We start from the raw sequence: 18,894 nt of genomic DNA on the forward strand, positions 1-18,894 counted from the left end.
GAGGTCTGGTTTCCTTGACATTCAAAACACTTAGGGTTAATTTTGCACGCTATTTCATATATTAGGACAAACTTTGGGTAAAAAAAATACTCAATCCGATGAGAAGTTGCAGGAAGCCCTAAAAAACTCAGGGGAAATTCCAACTCATATTGCAATTATCATGGATGGCAACGGAAGATGGGCCCGGAAAAGAGGATTACCCAGAACTGCCGGACACAAGCGAGGTGTTGATACAGTTAGAGATATTGTTGAAGCTTGCGCACAGGTAGGAGTAAAATATCTGACTCTCTATACTTTCTCAACTGAGAACTGGAAAAGACCACTTGATGAAGTCTCTGTACTGATGCGGTTATTGTTAAGAAGTTTGAAAAAAAGAGCTAATGAACTAAATAAAAATGATATAAAACTTACCACAATAGGTGATATAGAATCACTTCCACTCGATGTACAAAAACAATTGAACGAAGATATCGAACGTACCAGTAATAACAAGCGAATGGTGCTTAACCTTGCTTTAAGTTACAGCGGCAGGTGGGAACTTGTTAAAGCAGTAAAACAATTGGCTGAAGATATTGAGTCAGGGAAGAAGAGTCCCGGTGAAATAAATGAAAATTGTATTTCATCATATCTGACCACAGCATCAATGCCGGATCCCGATCTTGTTATTAGAACAAGCGGCGAGTTTAGAGTCAGCAATTTTTTGCTCTGGCAAATTGCTTACTCTGAATTTTATATTTCTGATGCATACTGGCCTGAGTTCGAGAGGAAACATTTATATGAAGCCATAAAGAATTTTCAGAACAGGGAAAGAAGATTCGGAAGAGTTAGTGAACAATTAATAAAGAATGAAAAAGGCGTAAAGAATGCTCTTAATGCTCCAAAAGAAATCGCTTAAATATTTAATCGTTTTAATGATAGTGTCTGCTTTGCCTGTGATCGCACAGGTTTCAAAAGCAAGTTATAAAGTTTTAGGTGTTTCAGTTGAAGGAAATAAATCTGCTGATGCTAATATCATTATTGCAAACAGCGGACTGAAAGTTGGCGACGAAGTTCAGATCCCCGGCGATCAGACGCTCAATGCAATCCGACAGTTATGGGCACTTAATATTTTTTCGGATGTGCAGATCATAATTGACAGACAAATAGCAGATGGTGTATTCCTTTTAATAAAAGTAAAGGAATATCCGCGCATTGAAAAAGTTGTTGTTGAAGGTAATGATGAAATTGATACGGAGGATATCGAAGCAAAGAGCACATTCATCAGGGGACAGATACTTAAACCGCAGGAAGTATCAAAGCTTGTCCAGAATGTTCAGTTACTTTATGAAGAAGACGGATACCTGAATACAAAAATCACTTCAAAATACTTCGTCTATTTTACAGCGGACACAGTTGATGAAGATATACACGTAACATGGCGTAATGAAAAAGATCTTGCTGAAGAATACACTGTTGAGTATGAACCCGGAGATCAGACTTATTCAAACCTGATCGACAGGATAAAAGACAGAATCCTCTTGAAACTTGATATTGAAGAAAATGAAAAAGTTGTCGTGCGTGAAATAGTTTTTGAAGGCAACGAAGCTTTTGATGATGGTGATCTCAGCGGTGAGATGAGCGAAACAGAAGAAGCCAAATGGTGGAAGTTCTGGTCCAGCGCAAAGTTTGATAAAAAGAAATTTGAAGAAGATAAAGAACTGATAATTAAGTATTACAAAAAGAACGGTTACCGGGATGCTGAGATACTTTCTGATTCTTTAATCTATTATAATAATAATGAAGACCTTAAAATTGTAATGGATGTTCATGAAGGTCCGCAGTACAAAGTGAGGAACATAGAGTGGGAAGGCAACACAATTTATTCTGATGAAGTTTTAACTGAGAGACTTGATTTTGCTAAAGGTGATGTTTTCAATTACGAAAAATTTGAACAGAATCTCCGCGGCAATGAAAAACAAAATGATATTTACGCTCTTTATCTTGACAACGGATATCTCACATTCAATTTACAGCCGACTGAAAAGAAAGTCGGACCGGATTCAATCGATATTTCAATACGGCTTGAGGAAAAAAATCAGTTTAAGATAGGAAGAGTTGATGTCGCCGGTAACGATAAAACAAAAGGAAAAGTTATCCGCAGAGAATTATACACAGTACCTGGTGACTACTTTAATCGCGGACTGTTATTCCGTAGTGTTCAACAGCTTGCCAACCTGCAGTTCTTTAACGTCGAAAAACTTTATGGACCACAGGGTATTGATACAAAACTTTCAAGCGACAGTACTGTTGATATTACATTCCGTGTTGAAGAAAAATCAAGTGACTATCTGAATGCTTCTGTTGGTTACAGCGGAAGTTTTGGTTTCAGCGGCGCAGTTGGAGTTACGCTAACTAACTTTTCAATTGCAGAACCTTTTTCTCTCGGCGGTGGACAAATATTAAGTTTCAACTGGCAATTTGGAGTTGGAAACTATTACAGAACATTTACTCTTGGGTTTACTGAGCCATGGTTATTTGATACTCCGACATTGGTCGGTGCTGAAGTTTTCGATACAAGGCAAAGATATATTTACGATTTGCGTCAATCCGGTGGAACTGTTCGTGTCGGTCGAAGGTTAAAATGGCCGGATGATTTCTTTTATGTGCAGGGTTTTTTCAGGTACCAGTATAACAATGTTATTGAAGGACAGAATTTTTATGCGGAGGGACAAACTCAGCAATTTACTTTAGGCGCGACCATCAGCAGAAAAAATATTGACAACCCTATTTTCCCGTCAATCGGTTCATCTTTTTCACTTGATGCAGAAATTTCCGGCGGACCATTTTTACCCGGGGATGTTGACTACTATAAACTCGGATTTAAAACAGAGTGGTATAAGAGATTATTCAACTCAAACAAACTGGTTTTATATGCAGGTGCTGACATAGGGTACCTGAATGAAATTGTTTCAGGCACACAAATACAGCCATTCGAGTTCTACTATATGGGTGGTAACGGCTTAGTGATTGCAACAACACCATTGCGTGGTTATGATGATAGAGAGGTTGGACCAAAAAACATTAATGATGATGTAATCGGCGGAAGGTTGATGACAAAATACACCGCCGAACTCAGATTTGCAGTTGCATTGGATCCGATTCCATTATACCTGCTTGCTTTTGCTGAAGCAGGAAACGTGTTCAGAACTCTTGATGAAGCTGATCTTTTTGAATTAAGAAGATCGGTAGGATTTGGAGCAAGAATATTAATTAATCCAATAGGTCTGATAGGCTTTGACCTTGGTTATGGATTTGATAGAAAACTTACAAATGGAAAAGATCCGGCCTGGTTATTCCATTTTCAGTTCGGAAGAGGATTTTAATTATTTAACATAAACAATCAGTAAAGGAAAATTATTGTGAAAAAGTTCTTATTCATAATTATTACAATCTTGATTACAACTTTAGCAGGTTTTGCACAGACACCGCAAAAAATAGGTTATGTTGATTCACAGGTAATACTCACACAGCTTCCCGAAGCAATTAAAGCACAAGGTGATCTTGATGCATTAACTAACATGTGGTCCGCACAGGTTGATAGTATGACTCTGCTGTATCAGCAGTCTTTAGCTGACTATCAGAAGCAGGCAAATACAATGACTGAAGAAAAGAAAGTCGCCGCACAGCAGTCACTGATAAAAATGGAACAGGATATACTTGAATTCAGGAGACAAAAATTTGGACAGGGTACCGGTGAAATTTATCAGAAACAGGAACAGATTTTTACTCCGGTAAAAAATAAAATTTACGCTGCTATTCAGCAGGTTGCAAAAGATGAAGGCATGCAATTCGTATTTGATAAAAGCGGTGATATAATTTTATTATACGCAGACGCTGCTTTTGATGTGACTTATAAAGTCCTTGATAAACTGAAAAGAGGGAATTAATTTTTTAATAGATCGGTATTATTTTATTTGATAATACCGGTCTCTTTTGTGTCATTGAATTAATTTAGAATGCGGAGTTTATTATGTTGAGAGAAACAGGATCACTCAATAAATGGAAAATGATCGGCTTAATTTCAGGGATACTGCTTTTAGTTTTATCTGTCGAAATTAATGCCCAGCTTAAGATTGGTTATGTGGATTCAGATACGATCATGGATAACCTTCCCGACGCGCAGGATGCAAGACAAAAGCTCGATCAATTGATACAGGAATGGCAGGCAGAACTTGGTAAACTGGAATCAGATTGGAAAACCAAGTATGATGATTATGAAAAAAGAAAACTCATCCTTACTGATCAAACCCGTGCCGACCTTGAATCAGAATTAATTAAGCTTGAGCAGCAGATCGCCGACTATCGTGAAAAAAAATTCGGTACAAACGGTGAATTATTTCAGAAGCAGGATGAATTGATGAAACCTGTTCAGAATAAAGTTTTCACCGCAATAAAAGAAGTTGCAGAAGAAGAAGGACTTGATTTTGTTTTTGACAGAAGCGGTGATATAATGATCCTGTATGCAAAAACAGATTATGATATTTCAGCAAAAGTACTTGAAAAGCTTAAATGATTAATCTTAAGCTTGAAGATGCCGCAGCCTTTGTCGGTGGAAAAATCAGCGGCAACAAAAATTTAAATATCACAAATGTTGCCCGGATAGATGAAGCAAATTCCGGCGATCTTACTTTTCTTTACCTTCCCGCTTACGAAAAATATTTTCAAACGACAAAAGCTTCAGCAATTCTTGTTAAACCTGGATTCAAACTAAAACGTGATGACATAAGTTTGATCGAGGTTGAAGATCCAAACAAAGCATTCTATAAGATCATCATTAGGTATTTTACTCCTGAATTCCGGATTGATGGGATTGATCCGACTGCATTTGTTCACCCAACTGCCAGGCTTGGAAAAAGTACCGGTCTTGGCAAAAACGTTATCATATCTGAAGGATGCGAGATTGGTGATAACGTTAATATCTTCCATAACACAGTCATACTGCCAAATGTTAAAATTGGTGATGATAGCCTGTTGTTCCAGAATATCAGTATTCGTGAAAATTGTATTCTCGGTAAGAGAGTAATCATTCATGCCGGCACCGTCATTGGTTCAGATGGATTCGGATTCTATCCGGACGAAAAAGGTGTGTACCATAAAATTCCACAGATTGGAAATGTTGTAATTGAAGATGATGTTGAACTCGGGTCGAATGTTTCAGTTGACAGAGCAGCATTGGGTTCAACCATAATTCGTAAAGGAGTTAAGATTGATAACCTTGTTCAGGTTGCGCACAATGTTGAGATTGGTGAAAATACAGTTATATCATCTCAGTCAGGAATTTCCGGAAGTACAAAAGTAGGGAATGATTGTCAGATCGGCGGACAGGTTGGTATAGTAGGTCATGTTGAGATTGCGGATCACGTACTGTTAGCAGCACAATCAGGAGTTTCCAAAGGTATATCAAAACCTGGCGCTTACTTTGGTGCGCCCGCAAAAGAAATAAAACTGGCTATGAAACTTGAAGCTCATATCAGGAATCTTCCTAACTACTCACAAACAATTACTGAACTGCAGAAAGAAATCAAATCTCTTAAGGATGAAATAAATCAACTGAAAAAAGGTTGAAGCATTTTAGTTGCTGTCATCAAAGTTTCACTTTATTGTATTTCAAAACCCATCTTGCTATTTTGACACACATTTTTTAAATGAATTCGATACATTTTTTAAGGATGCCTAATGCTTGAACTGCAAAGAACGATTGCTAAACCCGTTTCAATGTCCGGTATAGGACTTCATACCGGGACCTCCTGCACGATGACCTTTAAACCGGCTCCCGATAATTATGGAATTAAGTTTGTCCGTGTTGATCTTGGTGGTTCACCGGAAATCCCTGCTACCGCTGATAATGTTGTTGATGTATCGAGAGGAACAACATTAGGTATTGGTGATGCAAAAGTTCATACAGTTGAACATGTGCTTGCATCAATCGTCGGATTACAAATAGATAATATTGTAATTGAACTGGATGGAATTGAACCGCCGATAGGTGACGGCAGCGCGCTGCCTTATGTTAAAGTTTTGAATGAAGCAGGATTTGTTCAGCAGGAAGCGCCGAAAGATTATCTTATAATAGACGAAACGGTAATGTATCACGATGAAGCCAAACAAATTGACATTGTTGCATTACCGCTTGACAGTTACCGCGTAACTGTAATGGTTGATTATCAGAATCCTGCATTAGGCAGCCAGCATACAGGTATGTTCGATCTTGAAAAAGAATTTGTAAATGAATTTGCACCCGCTCGTACATTCTGTTTTTTAAGTGAAGTTGAACAACTTGCTGACAGTGGTTTAATAAAAGGCGGCGATCTTGATAATGCAGTAGTGATAGTCGATAGAAATTCGACTGATGATGAACTTGAAAAACTCAGAGGCAAACTGGGTGTTAAAGAAAAAATAACCATAGGATCTAACGGGATATTAAACAGTAAAGAATTAAGGTTCAGGAATGAGCCTGTTCGACATAAGCTGCTTGATCTACTCGGTGATCTTGCATTGATCGGGGCACCAATTAAAGCACAGGTGCTTGCTGCGCGTCCAGGTCACAGGGCAAATGTTGAATTTGCCAAACAGATTAGAAAACTCTATCAACAGAAAAAGTTAGTTAAGAAATATCAGTTCGTTAAAAAAGAAGGAATAGTTTTCGATACCAGTGCAATACAGAGAATACTTCCTCACAGGTATCCTTTTCTTCTAGTTGATAAGATCATTCACCTTGAACTTGATAAAAAAGTGATAGGTATTAAATCAGTAACAATGAATGAACCATTTTTCCAGGGGCATTTTCCTAATCAGCCAATCATGCCGGGTGTATTAATAATTGAAGCAATGGCGCAAACAGGCGGTATACTTCTTTTGAACGCTTTCCCTAATCCGGAAGAAAAACTCGTTATGTTTATGCAGATCAACAACGCAAAATTCCGTAAACCGGTAGTGCCGGGAGATCAGCTTTATATCGAAATAGAGATGACCAGTAAGAAAAGTAAAGTAGTAATGATGAGCGGAAAAGTATTTGTTGATGATGTGCTTGTAACCGAAGCAGATTTTATGGCTGGAGTGACTGACAGGGAACCCAAAGCAGTAAAGTAAAATGAATAACATCCATCCAACTGCTATCGTAAGCAGTAAAGCGAGGCTTGCCGATAATATTACTATCTCTCCTTACGCAATTATAGAAGATGATGTAGAAATCGGGAATGATACATTTATAGGTCCTTATGCAGTTTTATATAACGGCGCCAGGATCGGAAACCATGTGACAATAAAACAGTCCGCATCAATTTCACATCAACCCCAGGATTTCGGATATAAAGGCGAACCAACTCTTTTTTATGTTGGCGACAATACTTTAATCCATGAATTTGTAACACTTCACAGAGGTACTAAGTTAACAGGATTTTCACGTGTCGGAAAAAACTGTATGCTGATGGCATACTCTCACATCGGGCACGATTGCCTTGTTGGTGATAACGTTGTACTTGCAAATGCTGTGCAGGTTGGCGGAGCTTGTGTGCTTGAAGACTATGTAACAATCGGCGGCTTAACGCCGGTGCATCAAAAATGCAGAGTTGGCGCACATTCAATGACTGGTGGAGGTTTCAGAATTACTCAGGATGTTCCGCCGTTTATATTAGCCGGAACTCACCCGTTAAAATTTTCAGGACTAAATGTTATTGGTCTCAGGCGCAGAGGATTTTCTAATGATGATATTTCTGTATTGAAGAAAGCGTACTCATATCTTTACGACAACTCGTTGAACGTATCACAGGCGCGTGAAAAAATACAAAGTGAATTAAGCGCGAATAAATATGTTAAGCAGATGCTTGAGTTTCTATCAGGTGTAAAAAGAGGAATCATCGGTAAATGAGATGGCAGTTTCAATTCACCGGTGTTAACACCGGAAAATATAATATGGATTATGATCTTCAATCCGCAAGAAAAATTATTGAAGATGAAACCATCGTCAGGTTTTACAGATGGGAACCTTATTGTATTTCACTCGGCGCAAACCAGGATGAATCATCTGTGGATTATTCAGCAGCGGGTAAAGATAATATTGATATAGTGAAAAGACCCACCGGAGGCAGGGCGATTCTGCATGCAGATGAGATAACTTATTCTGTTTCTACATTTATTAATTCTGAAACTTCTGCGCGTGAAATTTATCACTCTATAAATCAGGCATTGATTGAAGGGCTTAAAATATTTGACAGCAGACTATCATCAGTTGAAATGGAAACTGCACAGCCTGACTTTCAACAATTTTATAAACAGGATGTAAGTACATTATGCTTTGCTGTTCCGGCAAAGAGCGAACTTAAGTTTAAAGGGAAAAAACTTGCGGGCAGTGCACAAAGAAAACTTGGCAAAAGTTTGCTTCAGCATGGTTCTCTGCTGTGCGGACCTGAACATAAAAAGATAGTCAGGTATCTGCATTTGGAAAATGAAAGTTTAAAAAAAATGGAAGAAGAACTTGATCATCATACTACTGATCTGAAAGAAATTTTAGGTGAAGTAATTGATTATGATGAACTTGTTAACTGCCTCGTGGAGGGATTTGTCAGGCATTATCAGATAGAAGATTTTCAGACTGATGAAGCAATACAGAAACTTCAAAGGCTTAACATTACCTGAGTAACTGATTTTTATAAAAACACACAGGCTTGAAAATGAGTACTGAAAAAGAAATTCGTCGCATTACAACAAAATCACTTTCGCTTATGAAAAAGAAAGGGATAAAAATAACTGCGTTGACTGCATACGACTTTATCACTGCAAACCTTCTTGACCAGGCTGGAATTGATTTGATACTTGTAGGTGATTCACTTGGCAACGTATTCCAGGGAAATGATACAACCCTTCCCGTTACTATGGATGAAATGATTTATCACACAAAAGCTGTAACTAAAGGTGTAACGCGTGCTATGATTGTTGTTGACATGCCGTTTATGTCCTACCAGTTGAGTGTGGATGAAGGATTCAGGAATGCAGGAAGGATCATGAAAGAAACTTCAGCGGGTGCGGTAAAACTTGAAGGTGGTGAACGGGTTGCTGAAACAATAAAAAAAATTACGGCTGCAGGGATACCTGTAATGGGGCATCTTGGATTGACGCCTCAAAGCATACATCAGTTTGGAAGTTATAGAGAACGTGGAAAAGATAAAACTGAAGCTGATGAAATTTTGATGGATGCTAAATTAATAGAAGAAGCCGGAGCTTATGCAATTGTGCTTGAGAAAATTCCTGCCGAACTTGCAAAAAAAGTTACAGCATCAGTTTCTATTCCTACAATAGGTATCGGCGCCGGAAAGTTTTGTGACGGACAAATACTTGTTACACCCGATATGCTTGGATTAAACATCGACTTTCATCCAAGATTTGTACGACATTATGCAAAACTCGCGGATGAAATAAATACCGGGGTTAAAAAATATATTGATGATGTTCGAAAACTGAATTTCCCGACAGAGGAGGAGAGTTACTGATAATCTCATTGTATTTTTCCACTCAAATTAAAAACTTGTTGTTATGAAAAAATATTTATTAGTAATAACAATAATTCTGTTATCCCTGATTCCAATCGATTTATTATCACAGGTAAATTCCGAACTTCTTCTCGAAGGTACTACCGTATTTGCGATTGAAGCTGAGCCAGATTTTCTTTGGGTTGCCACATATGGTCATGGCATTTTCAAATATTCAAAGAAAGATCAGAAGTGGAGTAATTTTTCAACATCAAGTAATAACCTGGAAAATGATTTATTCTACTCACTCGCGGTAGGAAAAGATTTTGTGTGGGCTGGTTCTGTTGAAGGACTTTTTATCTATGATAAAAAGCGGAACAAATGGACTAAAAGAAAATTTGCACAGGGCGGAGAAATGGGAAACTGGATCCGTTCACTCTATTATGATGCATCGCAAAATGTTTTATGGATTGGAAGGTTCAGTAATCTTACAAGACTTGAAGTTTCAAAAAATAAATACACAGACTACAATCTTACACAAGGCTCAGATCTTAAATCAAATAATTTCAAAAGCATTAAAGCAGATGGCGATAGTATTATCTGGTTTGGCACCGAATCAGGTGTACATAAGTTTTATAAGAAAAAAAATATTGATGATAAAAATAACTGGCAGTACATAAGCAATAAGAAGAATGGTTTTAATGGAGAAGGTGATGCTGTCTCTGTTTCCGATTTTTTGTTTGAAGGTGAAAACGTATGGTTTGCAACTGATGAATTCGTTACAGCACAGCAGCCTCAATTTAATATGGGAGGGGCGTACCGCTTTAATCGTAAACTTCGGTGGGATAGGATTTCCAAACAAAACGGACTTGCGGCAAACGGTATTTATTGCATTGAACGAACTGGCAATACTATCTGGCTTGGATTGTACTACTTTGACAAAAAAGAAAAGAAAGAATACGGTAAAGGTTTAGCAGCTATTAACAGGGTTACGGGAAGGTTAACACAAATTGATCTTAACAGTCTTGAAATAACTTCTTCAACATTTTATAACCTGCTGTTTGACGGAACTTTTATGTGGGCCGGGACTGACAAGGGTTTGCTTAAAATTGAAATTGATAATCCGCTTGCAAAGTGGGATTTGAAAAAAAATAAAAAAGATAAAGTTCAGACACATATAAAATAATTATTGATTTTAATACCTCAGCAGCCTGCCGGACACTCACTTCGCCCGCTTTATATGGATTTTATTTATCACTATCTTTCAGCAGTTAATTTTTTCAAACAGGATAAAAATGATCAGAATTTCATCTGCGAGATTGAATACTCTAAAAAATAATTTTAAAGGGAAAAAAATTGCCGTAATCGGCGATATGATGCTTGATTGTTATTTCTGGGGAGATGTAAAAAGAATTTCACCCGAAGCACCTGTTCCGGTAGTTGAAGTAGAGAATGAGTTTTTCAGATTTGGCGGCGCAGCTAATGTTGCGCTTAATCTCGTTAAGCTGAACTGCAGACCCATACCGGTTGGGGTAATCGGGTATGACACTTATGGTACAATCTTTACAGCTCTGATGAAAGAGAATAAACTTTCTTCGAACGGAATTATTATTGATGACACAAGACCAACCACAGCTAAAACCAGAGTGATTGCAGATAAGCAGCATGTCGTAAGGATTGATAAAGAGAATAAAACATATCTGGATGAAAAAATTCAAAACCGCGTGATGGATTTTATCAGAAAAAATATTAAAAAGTTCGATGGTATTATACTTCAGGATTATAATAAAGGTGTTCTTACCCCTGAAATAATTAACAATGTAATTGAACTCGCTAATAAAAATAATGTGCTTATAACAGTTGATCCTAAGTTCAATAATTTTTTCAATTATAAAAATGTTACAGTGTTCAAACCAAACAGGAAAGAAGCAGAAGATGTTCTTGGAATGAAAATTAGAACTGATAAAGATATTGCTAAAGCGGGGAAAGAACTCCGCGAGAAGTTAAATGCAAAATACATTCTGCTTACATTAGGTGCGGATGGTATCGCTGTTTTTGAAAAAGGAACTGAAGTAAAACGCATGCCGACAAAAGCCAGGAAAGTCGCCGATGTGTCCGGTGCAGGAGATACTGTAATTTCAACTCTTACTGTTACACTTGCAGCAGGCGCAAATATTCTGGAAGCATCTTATCTGGCAAATTATGCAGGAGGGATTGTTTGTGAGGAAGTGGGTATCATTCCCATTGAATTAGATAAATTATTTACAACCGTTGCCCGGGAATCAAAATGAGTAATATACTTTCCCGTTCAGAAATTGTTGAAGAACGTAAAAAACTAAAAGCAGAAAATAAAAAACTTGTATTTACGAACGGCTGTTTCGACCTTATTCATGCGGGTCATGTTGACTATCTTAATAAATCGAGGGCTTTAGGCGATGCGCTGGTTGTCGCACTCAACTCTGACGCTTCAGTGAAAAGAATAAAAGGCAATAAACGTCCAATACTCAATCAGGAAGAGAGATCGTTCATTGTATCCAATTTAAAATGCGTTGATTACGTAACTTTTTTTGATGAAGATACACCAGCTCAGATAATTGCTGAACTTGTACCGGATATTCTTGTAAAAGGCGCGGACTGGGATCTGAATAAAATTGTTGGTAGAGAAATCGTTGAGTCAAATGGCGGCGAAGTTAAAACAATAAAGTTTGTTAATGATCAGTCGACATCAAAAATTATTGAATCCATCTTAAAAAAGTATAAAGCTTAAAGAAACAATTCTTTGCAAACTCAGGATAAAAAAGTAAAAAGAAAAAGAACGCTGCTACAGAAAAGCGTTAATGCATTCCTGTATTTCTGGCTGGGCGTGCTGATACTTCTGATTATTGCTTTTGGAATTTCACAAACTTCTACATTCAGGGAATATTTACGCGAACTTGTTATTGAAGAAGTAAATGCATCGCTGAACGGAAAATTAAACATTGAAAAAATTGACGGAACATTATTCACTTCCATAATTCTGCAGAATACTTCTTTAGTAATGGAAAGCGATACAATTTTTTTCGCCGGAAAAATTGAAGTAAGAACAAGCCCGCTAAGAATATTTTTAAAAACCATCTATGCCCGTAAGATTGAAATTGCTAACGCAAAAATAAATCTCATCTCAGATCAGAACGGGGTACTAAATATTTCAAAGCTTGTAAATCCATCTGAGGATGAAGAAAAATCCAAATCCGAATTTCCTTTTAATCTTGAAGCAGCCGATGTAAGCCTTAAAAATATTGACTTCAAAATGTGCAGCTTTAATAACAGAAACAGCACTGCTTATTACAGCGAACTTAATATGAATGATTTGAGAGTTAAAGATCTCGATCTTTCTTTAACTGCTTATGCAAATATGCGTGACGATGAGTATGAAATAGCTATTAACCATATTGAAATGAATCCGAACATAACCGGATTTAATCTCAGGAATTTCAGCGGCAGGTTCGCCATAATCAGGGATCATATTGAAATTCAAAATCTAACATTGAATACAAATTCATCCGATGTAATTATTTCTGCGGAATTAACAGGATTTAATCTATTTGATTCTACAGCAATTAAGAACCTCGGAAACTCCGATATAAAAATAAAACTCCAGGCAAATCCATTCAGTTTTGGTGACCTTTCTTCATTCGTTCCTGCGACAAATATTTTGAATGGTGATTTAAACTGTGTGGTTGATGTAACCGGTTCTGTTGATGAGCTTTCAATTAACTCACTGCAGACAGAGTTTAACAAAACCCGGATATCATTAAATGGCTCATTAAAAAATTTATCTGTCCCGGAAAGAATGTTTATCCTCGCAGATTTTAACAATACTGAAATTTATCAGCCGGACCTGAATATTCTTTTGCCGACATTAAATCTTCCAGTCTATGAGGACTACGGCGTAATAAAATTCGACACACTACACTTTGAAGGTGAGCCTTTAAATTTCAAATCCAACTTTGCGTTAAGAACCGACAAAGGATCATTTGCCGCAAGTACTTCGCTTAACCTGATTTCCAAACCGGAAATTTATGATCTGCAGTTCAGGAGCCGTGATTTTGATTTATCACCGATTGCGGGATTAAATACAATTCTCAATACAACAGGAAGTGTGAAAGGAAAAGGGTTCGATGTAAACCAGATTGCTGCTGAAGTTCTCATTGAAGGTAACGGTTCTTCAATTGAACAGAACCATTTGAACATCGTTTCAATAGAAGCCGCTGCATCAGAGAAAAAAATAAATTATAAACTTTTGCTTAACTCTGACTCAACCCAGGTAGATCTAACAGGCTTGTTCGATTTTACAATTAGTGATGATGCAAAGTATAATCTCGATGGAAACCTGAGGCATTTTAATCTTGCTGAAATATTGCAGGACAGTTCCAACCAGACAGATATAAATATTAATCTTGTTGCTGAAGGTCAGGGTTTTAATCCTGATAGTATGAACCTTTTCGTCATATCAACTTTATATCAATCTACAATTGATGATATCCCTATTGGCACCACCCAGGCGATAGTTGATATAATCCGGCAGGATGATGGTGGAGACCGAATAATTAATATTGTCTCTGATCTCGCAGATATAACAATAACTGGTGATTTTTCAGTAACTGAAACAGCCGAACTTTTAACTGATGAAATCGGGTTAATAACTTCAGTTGTGCGTGAAAAATATAACTCACTTATTCCCGCCGAACTACAGAAGGAAAATAAAAGTTCAGATGAAGACGCGGGTGAAACCATTCATTACTTTGAAGAGCACAGTGAATCATCCACAACACTCAAGTACGTTATTGAGTTTAAAGATTTTACTTTGCTGACATTATTTTTAAGAGACAAAGATCTTGAACTTGATGGTGACATCAGCGGTGAGTTTACAAAAACACCGGAAGATCTTTTCTTCAAACTGAATACAAAACTTGAATATATAAAATACTGGTCGGATGAAAGTGTTCTGTTTATATCGGGTGCTGATGTAAGTTTTACAATCGCAAATAATTTTACATCTACAACTTTCGATGATATCAACACAGGGCTTTCAGTTAGTATTGGAAGGGTCTATTCCGGGGAAGACTTTTCTGATATTCATCTTGATCTGAAAATAAAAAATGAAGTCGCGTCAATTGATTTTACTTCAAAGATGAATGACAATTTTATGGCAGGCATAGACGGAAAGATTGACCTTTCAACAAATGCTGTTAAACTGCGGGTTGATACACTTAATCTCGTCTACAACGACTACAAGATTAAAAATATCGGGGAGTTGTCAGTTGATTATTCAGGCAGCAGCATAAGGGTGAACAATTTTGTAATCGCACCGCAGCAGGGAAGCCTGGATGTTTCAGGATACATGAACTTTGAAGGGGCTCAGGATATTAATCTCAATATCCAGGAGCTTAGCGCTAATGAACTGTTTGTAGACTTACTTGAAATGAACCCGCTTGGTGCGCCGGAAGCATTCTTAAATTTATCCGCATCAGTTAAAGGAGATTATCTTAATCCTGTAATTGATATTGAATCTGCGATTGACAGTATTGAATTCAGAGATAAAAAATTTGGATCACTCATAAGTAATATTGATTATCAAAATAAATCTCTAAGACTTAACTCATACTTTATCGATGTGCTTAAGCAATTCGGAAATGCGAAGCTGGATATTACAGGAACAGTCCCGATCGATCTCAGTTTTAAAACTGAAAGCGAAAGAATATCGGAAACAGCCCCGATCACTTTTAAATTACTCGCTAAAGAATTTAACCTTGCAGCTGTAGGTGATTTACTTCCGGCGGTTGATAAACTAAACGGGTTGTTTGATGCTGAAGTCGACCTGAGCGGAACGATTAATAATCTAAAACCATCAGGGTTTATGACAATCTCAAACGCTTCATTTATTGCTGAAGCGAACAATCTTGCATATAACGCCGATACAAGAATTGTGATTGATCAGGATTCAATAAAAATAGAACACCTTATTGTTGAAAACCAGAGAGGTGTAAAAGACGGCGGCAGAATGAATGGTTCTGGTGTTATTAAGCTGGAAAATCTGAATATCGCTGGTACAGAACTTTATATGAAAGGTAAACTTAAAGTTCTCGGTAAGGAATCAAGATCAGTCAGTCCTTCTATTTATGGTGACCTGGCAATTTCAACAAAGGGATATATTGAACTTCGTTCGGATAAAAATGATACGTACCTTTATGCGCCGTTAAGAGTTGAAGTTGCAAATCTTATATTCCCGCCTACGCAGAGTGCATACACAAGCGGTGCAGAAAATTTTATATACAGAATAAAAGTTGACAGCAGTCTAATTGACAGTCAGAAAATAGATATTGAATCACTTATTGCCGAGGAAGAAAGAAAAGATTCCAGAAGGATAACTTCTGATTCATCAACCGGCAGGTTTGATTATTCAATAAATGTTGAAGTAGAAAAAGAAGCGAAGATTGTATTTGTGTTATCCAAAGAGTTGAATCAAAATCTTGAAGCACTTTTAGATGGTAACATAAATTACAATATGATAAATGGTAAGTCTGTTGTAACAGGAAGGTTAAAGCTTCTTGATGGTTCAACACTTCAATTCTTTAAATCATTTGATGCAACAGGAACAATTCGTTTTGACCAGGATATAGGAAATCCATACCTGGATATAAGTGCCGCTTACAGGGATTACTATTCATCATCAGATTCAACCGCTTCTGAAACTGAGGTAGCTGTAAAAATCAAACTCAGCGGTCCGCTGCGCGACCTTGATAAAAATTTCATCCAAGAAAAAAATAATGTAGCTGTTTATGTCGGAACTGATAATATTGAAGATGACATTCCGGACAGAACTAAATCACAGACAGATGCCATAATGTTCATTCTTTCAGGTAAATTTGCTGATGAGGCGACAGCACAGGATAAATCTTCAGCTGCAGGGCAGCTATCTGGTACAGCAACATCAATAGCAGGCTCTCTGCTTGGGGGAGTTCTCAATTCATATTTTGGAGATTATGTGCGGCGTGTGGAATTGCGTACTGTAGGCGCTCAAACCAAATTTAATTTATCAGGCAAGGTGGAGAATTTCAGGTATACAATAGGTGGAGCTACTGACGTGTTCCAGGATTTAAGCAGAGCAAATATCAAAATTGAATACCAGATACCATTCTTCAGAAACTTGCTGATGCGGCTCGAAAGGAAAGAAGCTTTAGCAGATACCTACATTTCAAATGAAATGATTAATGAACTTGGTCTTAAATACAGATTCGAGTTTTAATGAAAAAGAAATTAATATCGTTCTTCAAAAAATATCCCGGGCAGTCTTTCAGAAGTAAAGATGTTGCCAGGAAACTCGACATCACTTCCGAACATGAATACAGTTCATTAAAAGCCCTTCTCTTTAAACTATTTGAAGAAGATTTTTTATCCAAAAGCGGGAAGCGTTATAAGCTTAACACTACTCCTGTCAGCGGCAGAATAGTTGGGACTCTTGAGATGAACCAGGGCGGGTATGGTTTTGTAATACCCGAGAATAAAAAACTCGCCGATATTTTTATCGCCGCAAGAAATCTTGGAACGGCATTCAGTGGTGATGTTGTTAATGTGGCTTTATTTGCAAAGCAAAAAGGTAAAAATACTGAGGGTCAGATCATTGAAGTAATTAAGCGTGAGCGGGATCAATATGTAGGTATATTAAAAAAATCAAACTCATTTTATTTTATAAAACCTGATGACCCAAAAATTCATCGTGATATTTACATAGATGAAGAAAATTTAAATGGCGCTAAAGTCGGGGATAAAGTTATAGTAAGTGAACTGATTTGGAAAACATCAATGCTGAATCCGGAAGGTAGTGTCATTGAAGTACTCGGTAAGTCAGGAACCATTGATGCTGAGATAACTTCAATAGCGAAGGAGTTTAAGCTACCATATAAATTTTCCGATAAAGTATTGAATGATTCTGAAGTTATTAAATTCAGCATCGATGAGAACGAACTTAAAAACAGAATCGACTTTAGAGATAAAAATGTAATAACGATTGACCCGTATGATGCGAAGGACTTTGACGATGCCCTTTCGATTGAAACACTTGAATCAGGAAATTTTTCGGTTGGAATTCACATAGCTGATGTAAGCCACTATGTTCAAAAGAAAACCAAACTGGATGATGAGGCATTATATCGTGGAAACAGCGTTTACCTTGTCGGGCGTGTCATTCCTATGCTGCCGGAAAGACTTTCAAACATTATTTGTTCTTTAGTACCCGACGAAGAAAGATTAACTTATTCTGTTATAGCAGAATTAACTTCTCGCGGTAAACTTATTTCATATCAGATAAAAAAAACAATTATAAAAAGTAAACGAAGATTTACGTATGAGGAAGTTCAGCAGATAATTGATGATAAAGCAGGCGAGCTTTATGACGAAATTAACCAGCTGAATACTCTGGCACAAACTCTCCGCAAAAAAAGAATGCGTGAAGGAAGTATTGAATTTTCTACTGCGGAAATAAAATTTCAGCTTGATGAAAACGGATACCCGGTTGGAGTTACCAAAAAAGAAATCAAACAAAGCAACATGCTTGTTGAAGAATTCATGTTACTCGCAAACAAAATTGTTGCCGAAGAGATTGGAAAAAGAACAAGCGCAAAAGCACGTCCGTTTATTTATCGGATACATGATCTGCCGGATAAAGAGAAGCTTTTTGAGTTCTCCAAATTCGTAAAATCACTGGGTTATAGTTTTGATGCTAACAGTAAATCAAAATCCAACCAATTTCAGAAATTAATTCTTGAGGTTAAGGGCACTCCGGAGGAAAGTTTAATCAATGAACTGGCGATCAGATCAATGGCTAAAGCGATTTATTCGATAAATAATATTGGTCACTATGGATTGGGGTTCAGCTACTATACTCATTTTACATCTCCGATACGAAGATACTCAGATTTAATGGTACATAGATTACTGTATAATTATGTTGAAATAAATCAAAAGGCTTATTATTCTTTGGAGGAGCTAGATGAAATATCTGACCATATCTCCGATTGTGAACGAAGAGCTATTGAAGCAGAACGACTTTCGGTAAAACTTAAACAAATTGAATATTTACGCAATCATCTTGGTGAAGAGTTTGATGCGGTTATTTCAGGCATTACAAATTTTGGGATGTTCGTAAAAATAATCGATCTGCTTGCTGAAGGTCTTATCAGACTCCGCGACCTTGATGATTATTACGTGTATGATGAAAAAAAATATTCGCTCGTTGGAAAGGCTTCAAAAAAAGTATTCAGGCTTGGAGATAAATTAAAAGTGAAGCTTGTTCGGGTCGATACAGATAAATCAGAACTAGATTTTATAATTGCTGAATAATTAAGGTGCT

At 37.1% G+C, this 18,894-nt stretch carries 14 protein-coding genes; all 14 read left to right on the forward strand.

Annotated elements, in window-relative coordinates; genetic code table 11:
• Window positions 1-73 precede the first annotated feature (73 nt).
• The 14 genes from IPM56_01865 to rnr all read left to right on the forward strand — a co-directional run bounded on the left by IPM56_01865 (window position 74) and on the right by rnr (window position 18,884).
• Complete coding sequence (locus IPM56_01865) at window positions 74-895, forward strand: isoprenyl transferase (protein QQS36730.1); 822 nt, start codon at window positions 74-76, stop codon at window positions 893-895.
• On the forward strand, window positions 864-3,362 hold the full coding sequence (gene bamA, locus IPM56_01870; GenBank protein ID QQS36731.1) for an outer membrane protein assembly factor BamA: 2,499 nt from the start codon (window positions 864-866) through the stop codon (window positions 3,360-3,362). The genes IPM56_01865 and bamA overlap by 32 nt, the downstream gene beginning before the upstream one ends.
• A gap of 36 nt (window positions 3,363-3,398) precedes the next feature.
• Entirely contained in the window at window positions 3,399-3,926 is a 528-nt protein-coding gene (locus IPM56_01875; protein QQS36732.1) for an OmpH family outer membrane protein, read from the forward strand.
• A gap of 119 nt (window positions 3,927-4,045) precedes the next feature.
• Window positions 4,046-4,552: an OmpH family outer membrane protein gene (locus IPM56_01880; GenBank protein QQS38200.1), complete on the forward strand. Its 507-nt coding sequence runs from the start codon at window positions 4,046-4,048 to the stop codon at window positions 4,550-4,552.
• On the forward strand, window positions 4,549-5,604 hold the full coding sequence (gene lpxD / locus IPM56_01885; protein ID QQS36733.1) for a UDP-3-O-(3-hydroxymyristoyl)glucosamine N-acyltransferase: 1,056 nt from the start codon (window positions 4,549-4,551) through the stop codon (window positions 5,602-5,604). Before IPM56_01880 ends, lpxD begins: the two co-directional genes overlap by 4 nt.
• Window positions 5,605-5,715: 111 nt before the next feature.
• Window positions 5,716-7,128: a bifunctional UDP-3-O-[3-hydroxymyristoyl] N-acetylglucosamine deacetylase/3-hydroxyacyl-ACP dehydratase gene (locus tag IPM56_01890; protein QQS36734.1), complete on the forward strand. Its 1,413-nt coding sequence runs from the start codon at window positions 5,716-5,718 to the stop codon at window positions 7,126-7,128.
• A gap of 1 nt (window position 7,129) precedes the next feature.
• Window positions 7,130-7,906: an acyl-ACP--UDP-N-acetylglucosamine O-acyltransferase gene (gene lpxA, locus IPM56_01895; GenBank protein QQS36735.1), complete on the forward strand. Its 777-nt coding sequence runs from the start codon at window positions 7,130-7,132 to the stop codon at window positions 7,904-7,906.
• The gene (locus tag IPM56_01900; GenBank protein QQS36736.1) at window positions 7,903-8,673 is read left to right on the forward strand and encodes a hypothetical protein; all 771 of its coding nucleotides are present in this window, start codon (window positions 7,903-7,905) and stop codon (window positions 8,671-8,673) included. Before lpxA ends, IPM56_01900 begins: the two co-directional genes overlap by 4 nt.
• A 35-nt stretch (window positions 8,674-8,708) precedes the next feature.
• Window positions 8,709-9,524, forward strand: coding sequence for a 3-methyl-2-oxobutanoate hydroxymethyltransferase (gene panB, locus IPM56_01905; GenBank protein QQS36737.1), 816 nt, complete (start codon window positions 8,709-8,711; stop codon window positions 9,522-9,524).
• Between the two features lie 43 nt (window positions 9,525-9,567).
• On the forward strand, window positions 9,568-10,689 hold the full coding sequence (locus IPM56_01910; GenBank protein QQS36738.1) for a hypothetical protein: 1,122 nt from the start codon (window positions 9,568-9,570) through the stop codon (window positions 10,687-10,689).
• 109 nt (window positions 10,690-10,798) lie between these two features.
• Entirely contained in the window at window positions 10,799-11,794 is a 996-nt protein-coding gene (rfaE1, locus tag IPM56_01915; GenBank protein QQS36739.1) for a D-glycero-beta-D-manno-heptose-7-phosphate kinase, read from the forward strand.
• Window positions 11,791-12,270 carry a D-glycero-beta-D-manno-heptose 1-phosphate adenylyltransferase gene (rfaE2, locus tag IPM56_01920; GenBank protein ID QQS36740.1) on the forward strand — a complete coding sequence of 160 codons (480 nt, stop codon included), beginning with the start codon at window positions 11,791-11,793 and terminating at the stop codon, window positions 12,268-12,270. Before rfaE1 ends, rfaE2 begins: the two co-directional genes overlap by 4 nt.
• Window positions 12,271-12,282: 12 nt before the next feature.
• On the forward strand, window positions 12,283-16,791 hold the full coding sequence (locus tag IPM56_01925) for a hypothetical protein (protein QQS36741.1): 4,509 nt from the start codon (window positions 12,283-12,285) through the stop codon (window positions 16,789-16,791).
• On the forward strand, window positions 16,791-18,884 hold the full coding sequence (rnr, locus tag IPM56_01930; GenBank protein ID QQS36742.1) for a ribonuclease R: 2,094 nt from the start codon (window positions 16,791-16,793) through the stop codon (window positions 18,882-18,884). The genes IPM56_01925 and rnr overlap by 1 nt, the downstream gene beginning before the upstream one ends.
• Window positions 18,885-18,894: the final 10 nt, after the last annotated feature.

This window comes from Ignavibacteriales bacterium (genome assembly GCA_016700155.1).
Taxonomy (GTDB): Bacteria; Bacteroidota; Ignavibacteria; order Ignavibacteriales; family Ignavibacteriaceae.

What these genes read in the sequence shown, in the direction of transcription:
- bamA (QQS36731.1), top strand. Translation starts at nt 864, where the DNA reads ATGCTCTTAATGCTCCAAAAGAAATCGCTTAAATATTTAATCGTTTTA.
- IPM56_01880 (QQS38200.1), top strand. Translation starts at nt 4,046, where the DNA reads ATGATCGGCTTAATTTCAGGGATACTGCTTTTAGTTTTATCTGTCGAA.
- lpxD (QQS36733.1), top strand. Translation starts at nt 4,549, where the DNA reads ATGATTAATCTTAAGCTTGAAGATGCCGCAGCCTTTGTCGGTGGAAAA.
- IPM56_01890 (QQS36734.1), top strand. Translation starts at nt 5,716, where the DNA reads ATGCTTGAACTGCAAAGAACGATTGCTAAACCCGTTTCAATGTCCGGT.
- lpxA (QQS36735.1), top strand. Translation starts at nt 7,130, where the DNA reads ATGAATAACATCCATCCAACTGCTATCGTAAGCAGTAAAGCGAGGCTT.
- IPM56_01900 (QQS36736.1), top strand. Translation starts at nt 7,903, where the DNA reads ATGAGATGGCAGTTTCAATTCACCGGTGTTAACACCGGAAAATATAAT.
- panB (QQS36737.1), top strand. Translation starts at nt 8,709, where the DNA reads ATGAGTACTGAAAAAGAAATTCGTCGCATTACAACAAAATCACTTTCG.
- IPM56_01910 (QQS36738.1), top strand. Translation starts at nt 9,568, where the DNA reads ATGAAAAAATATTTATTAGTAATAACAATAATTCTGTTATCCCTGATT.
- rfaE1 (QQS36739.1), top strand. Translation starts at nt 10,799, where the DNA reads ATGATCAGAATTTCATCTGCGAGATTGAATACTCTAAAAAATAATTTT.
- rfaE2 (QQS36740.1), top strand. Translation starts at nt 11,791, where the DNA reads ATGAGTAATATACTTTCCCGTTCAGAAATTGTTGAAGAACGTAAAAAA.
- rnr (QQS36742.1), top strand. Translation starts at nt 16,791, where the DNA reads ATGAAAAAGAAATTAATATCGTTCTTCAAAAAATATCCCGGGCAGTCT.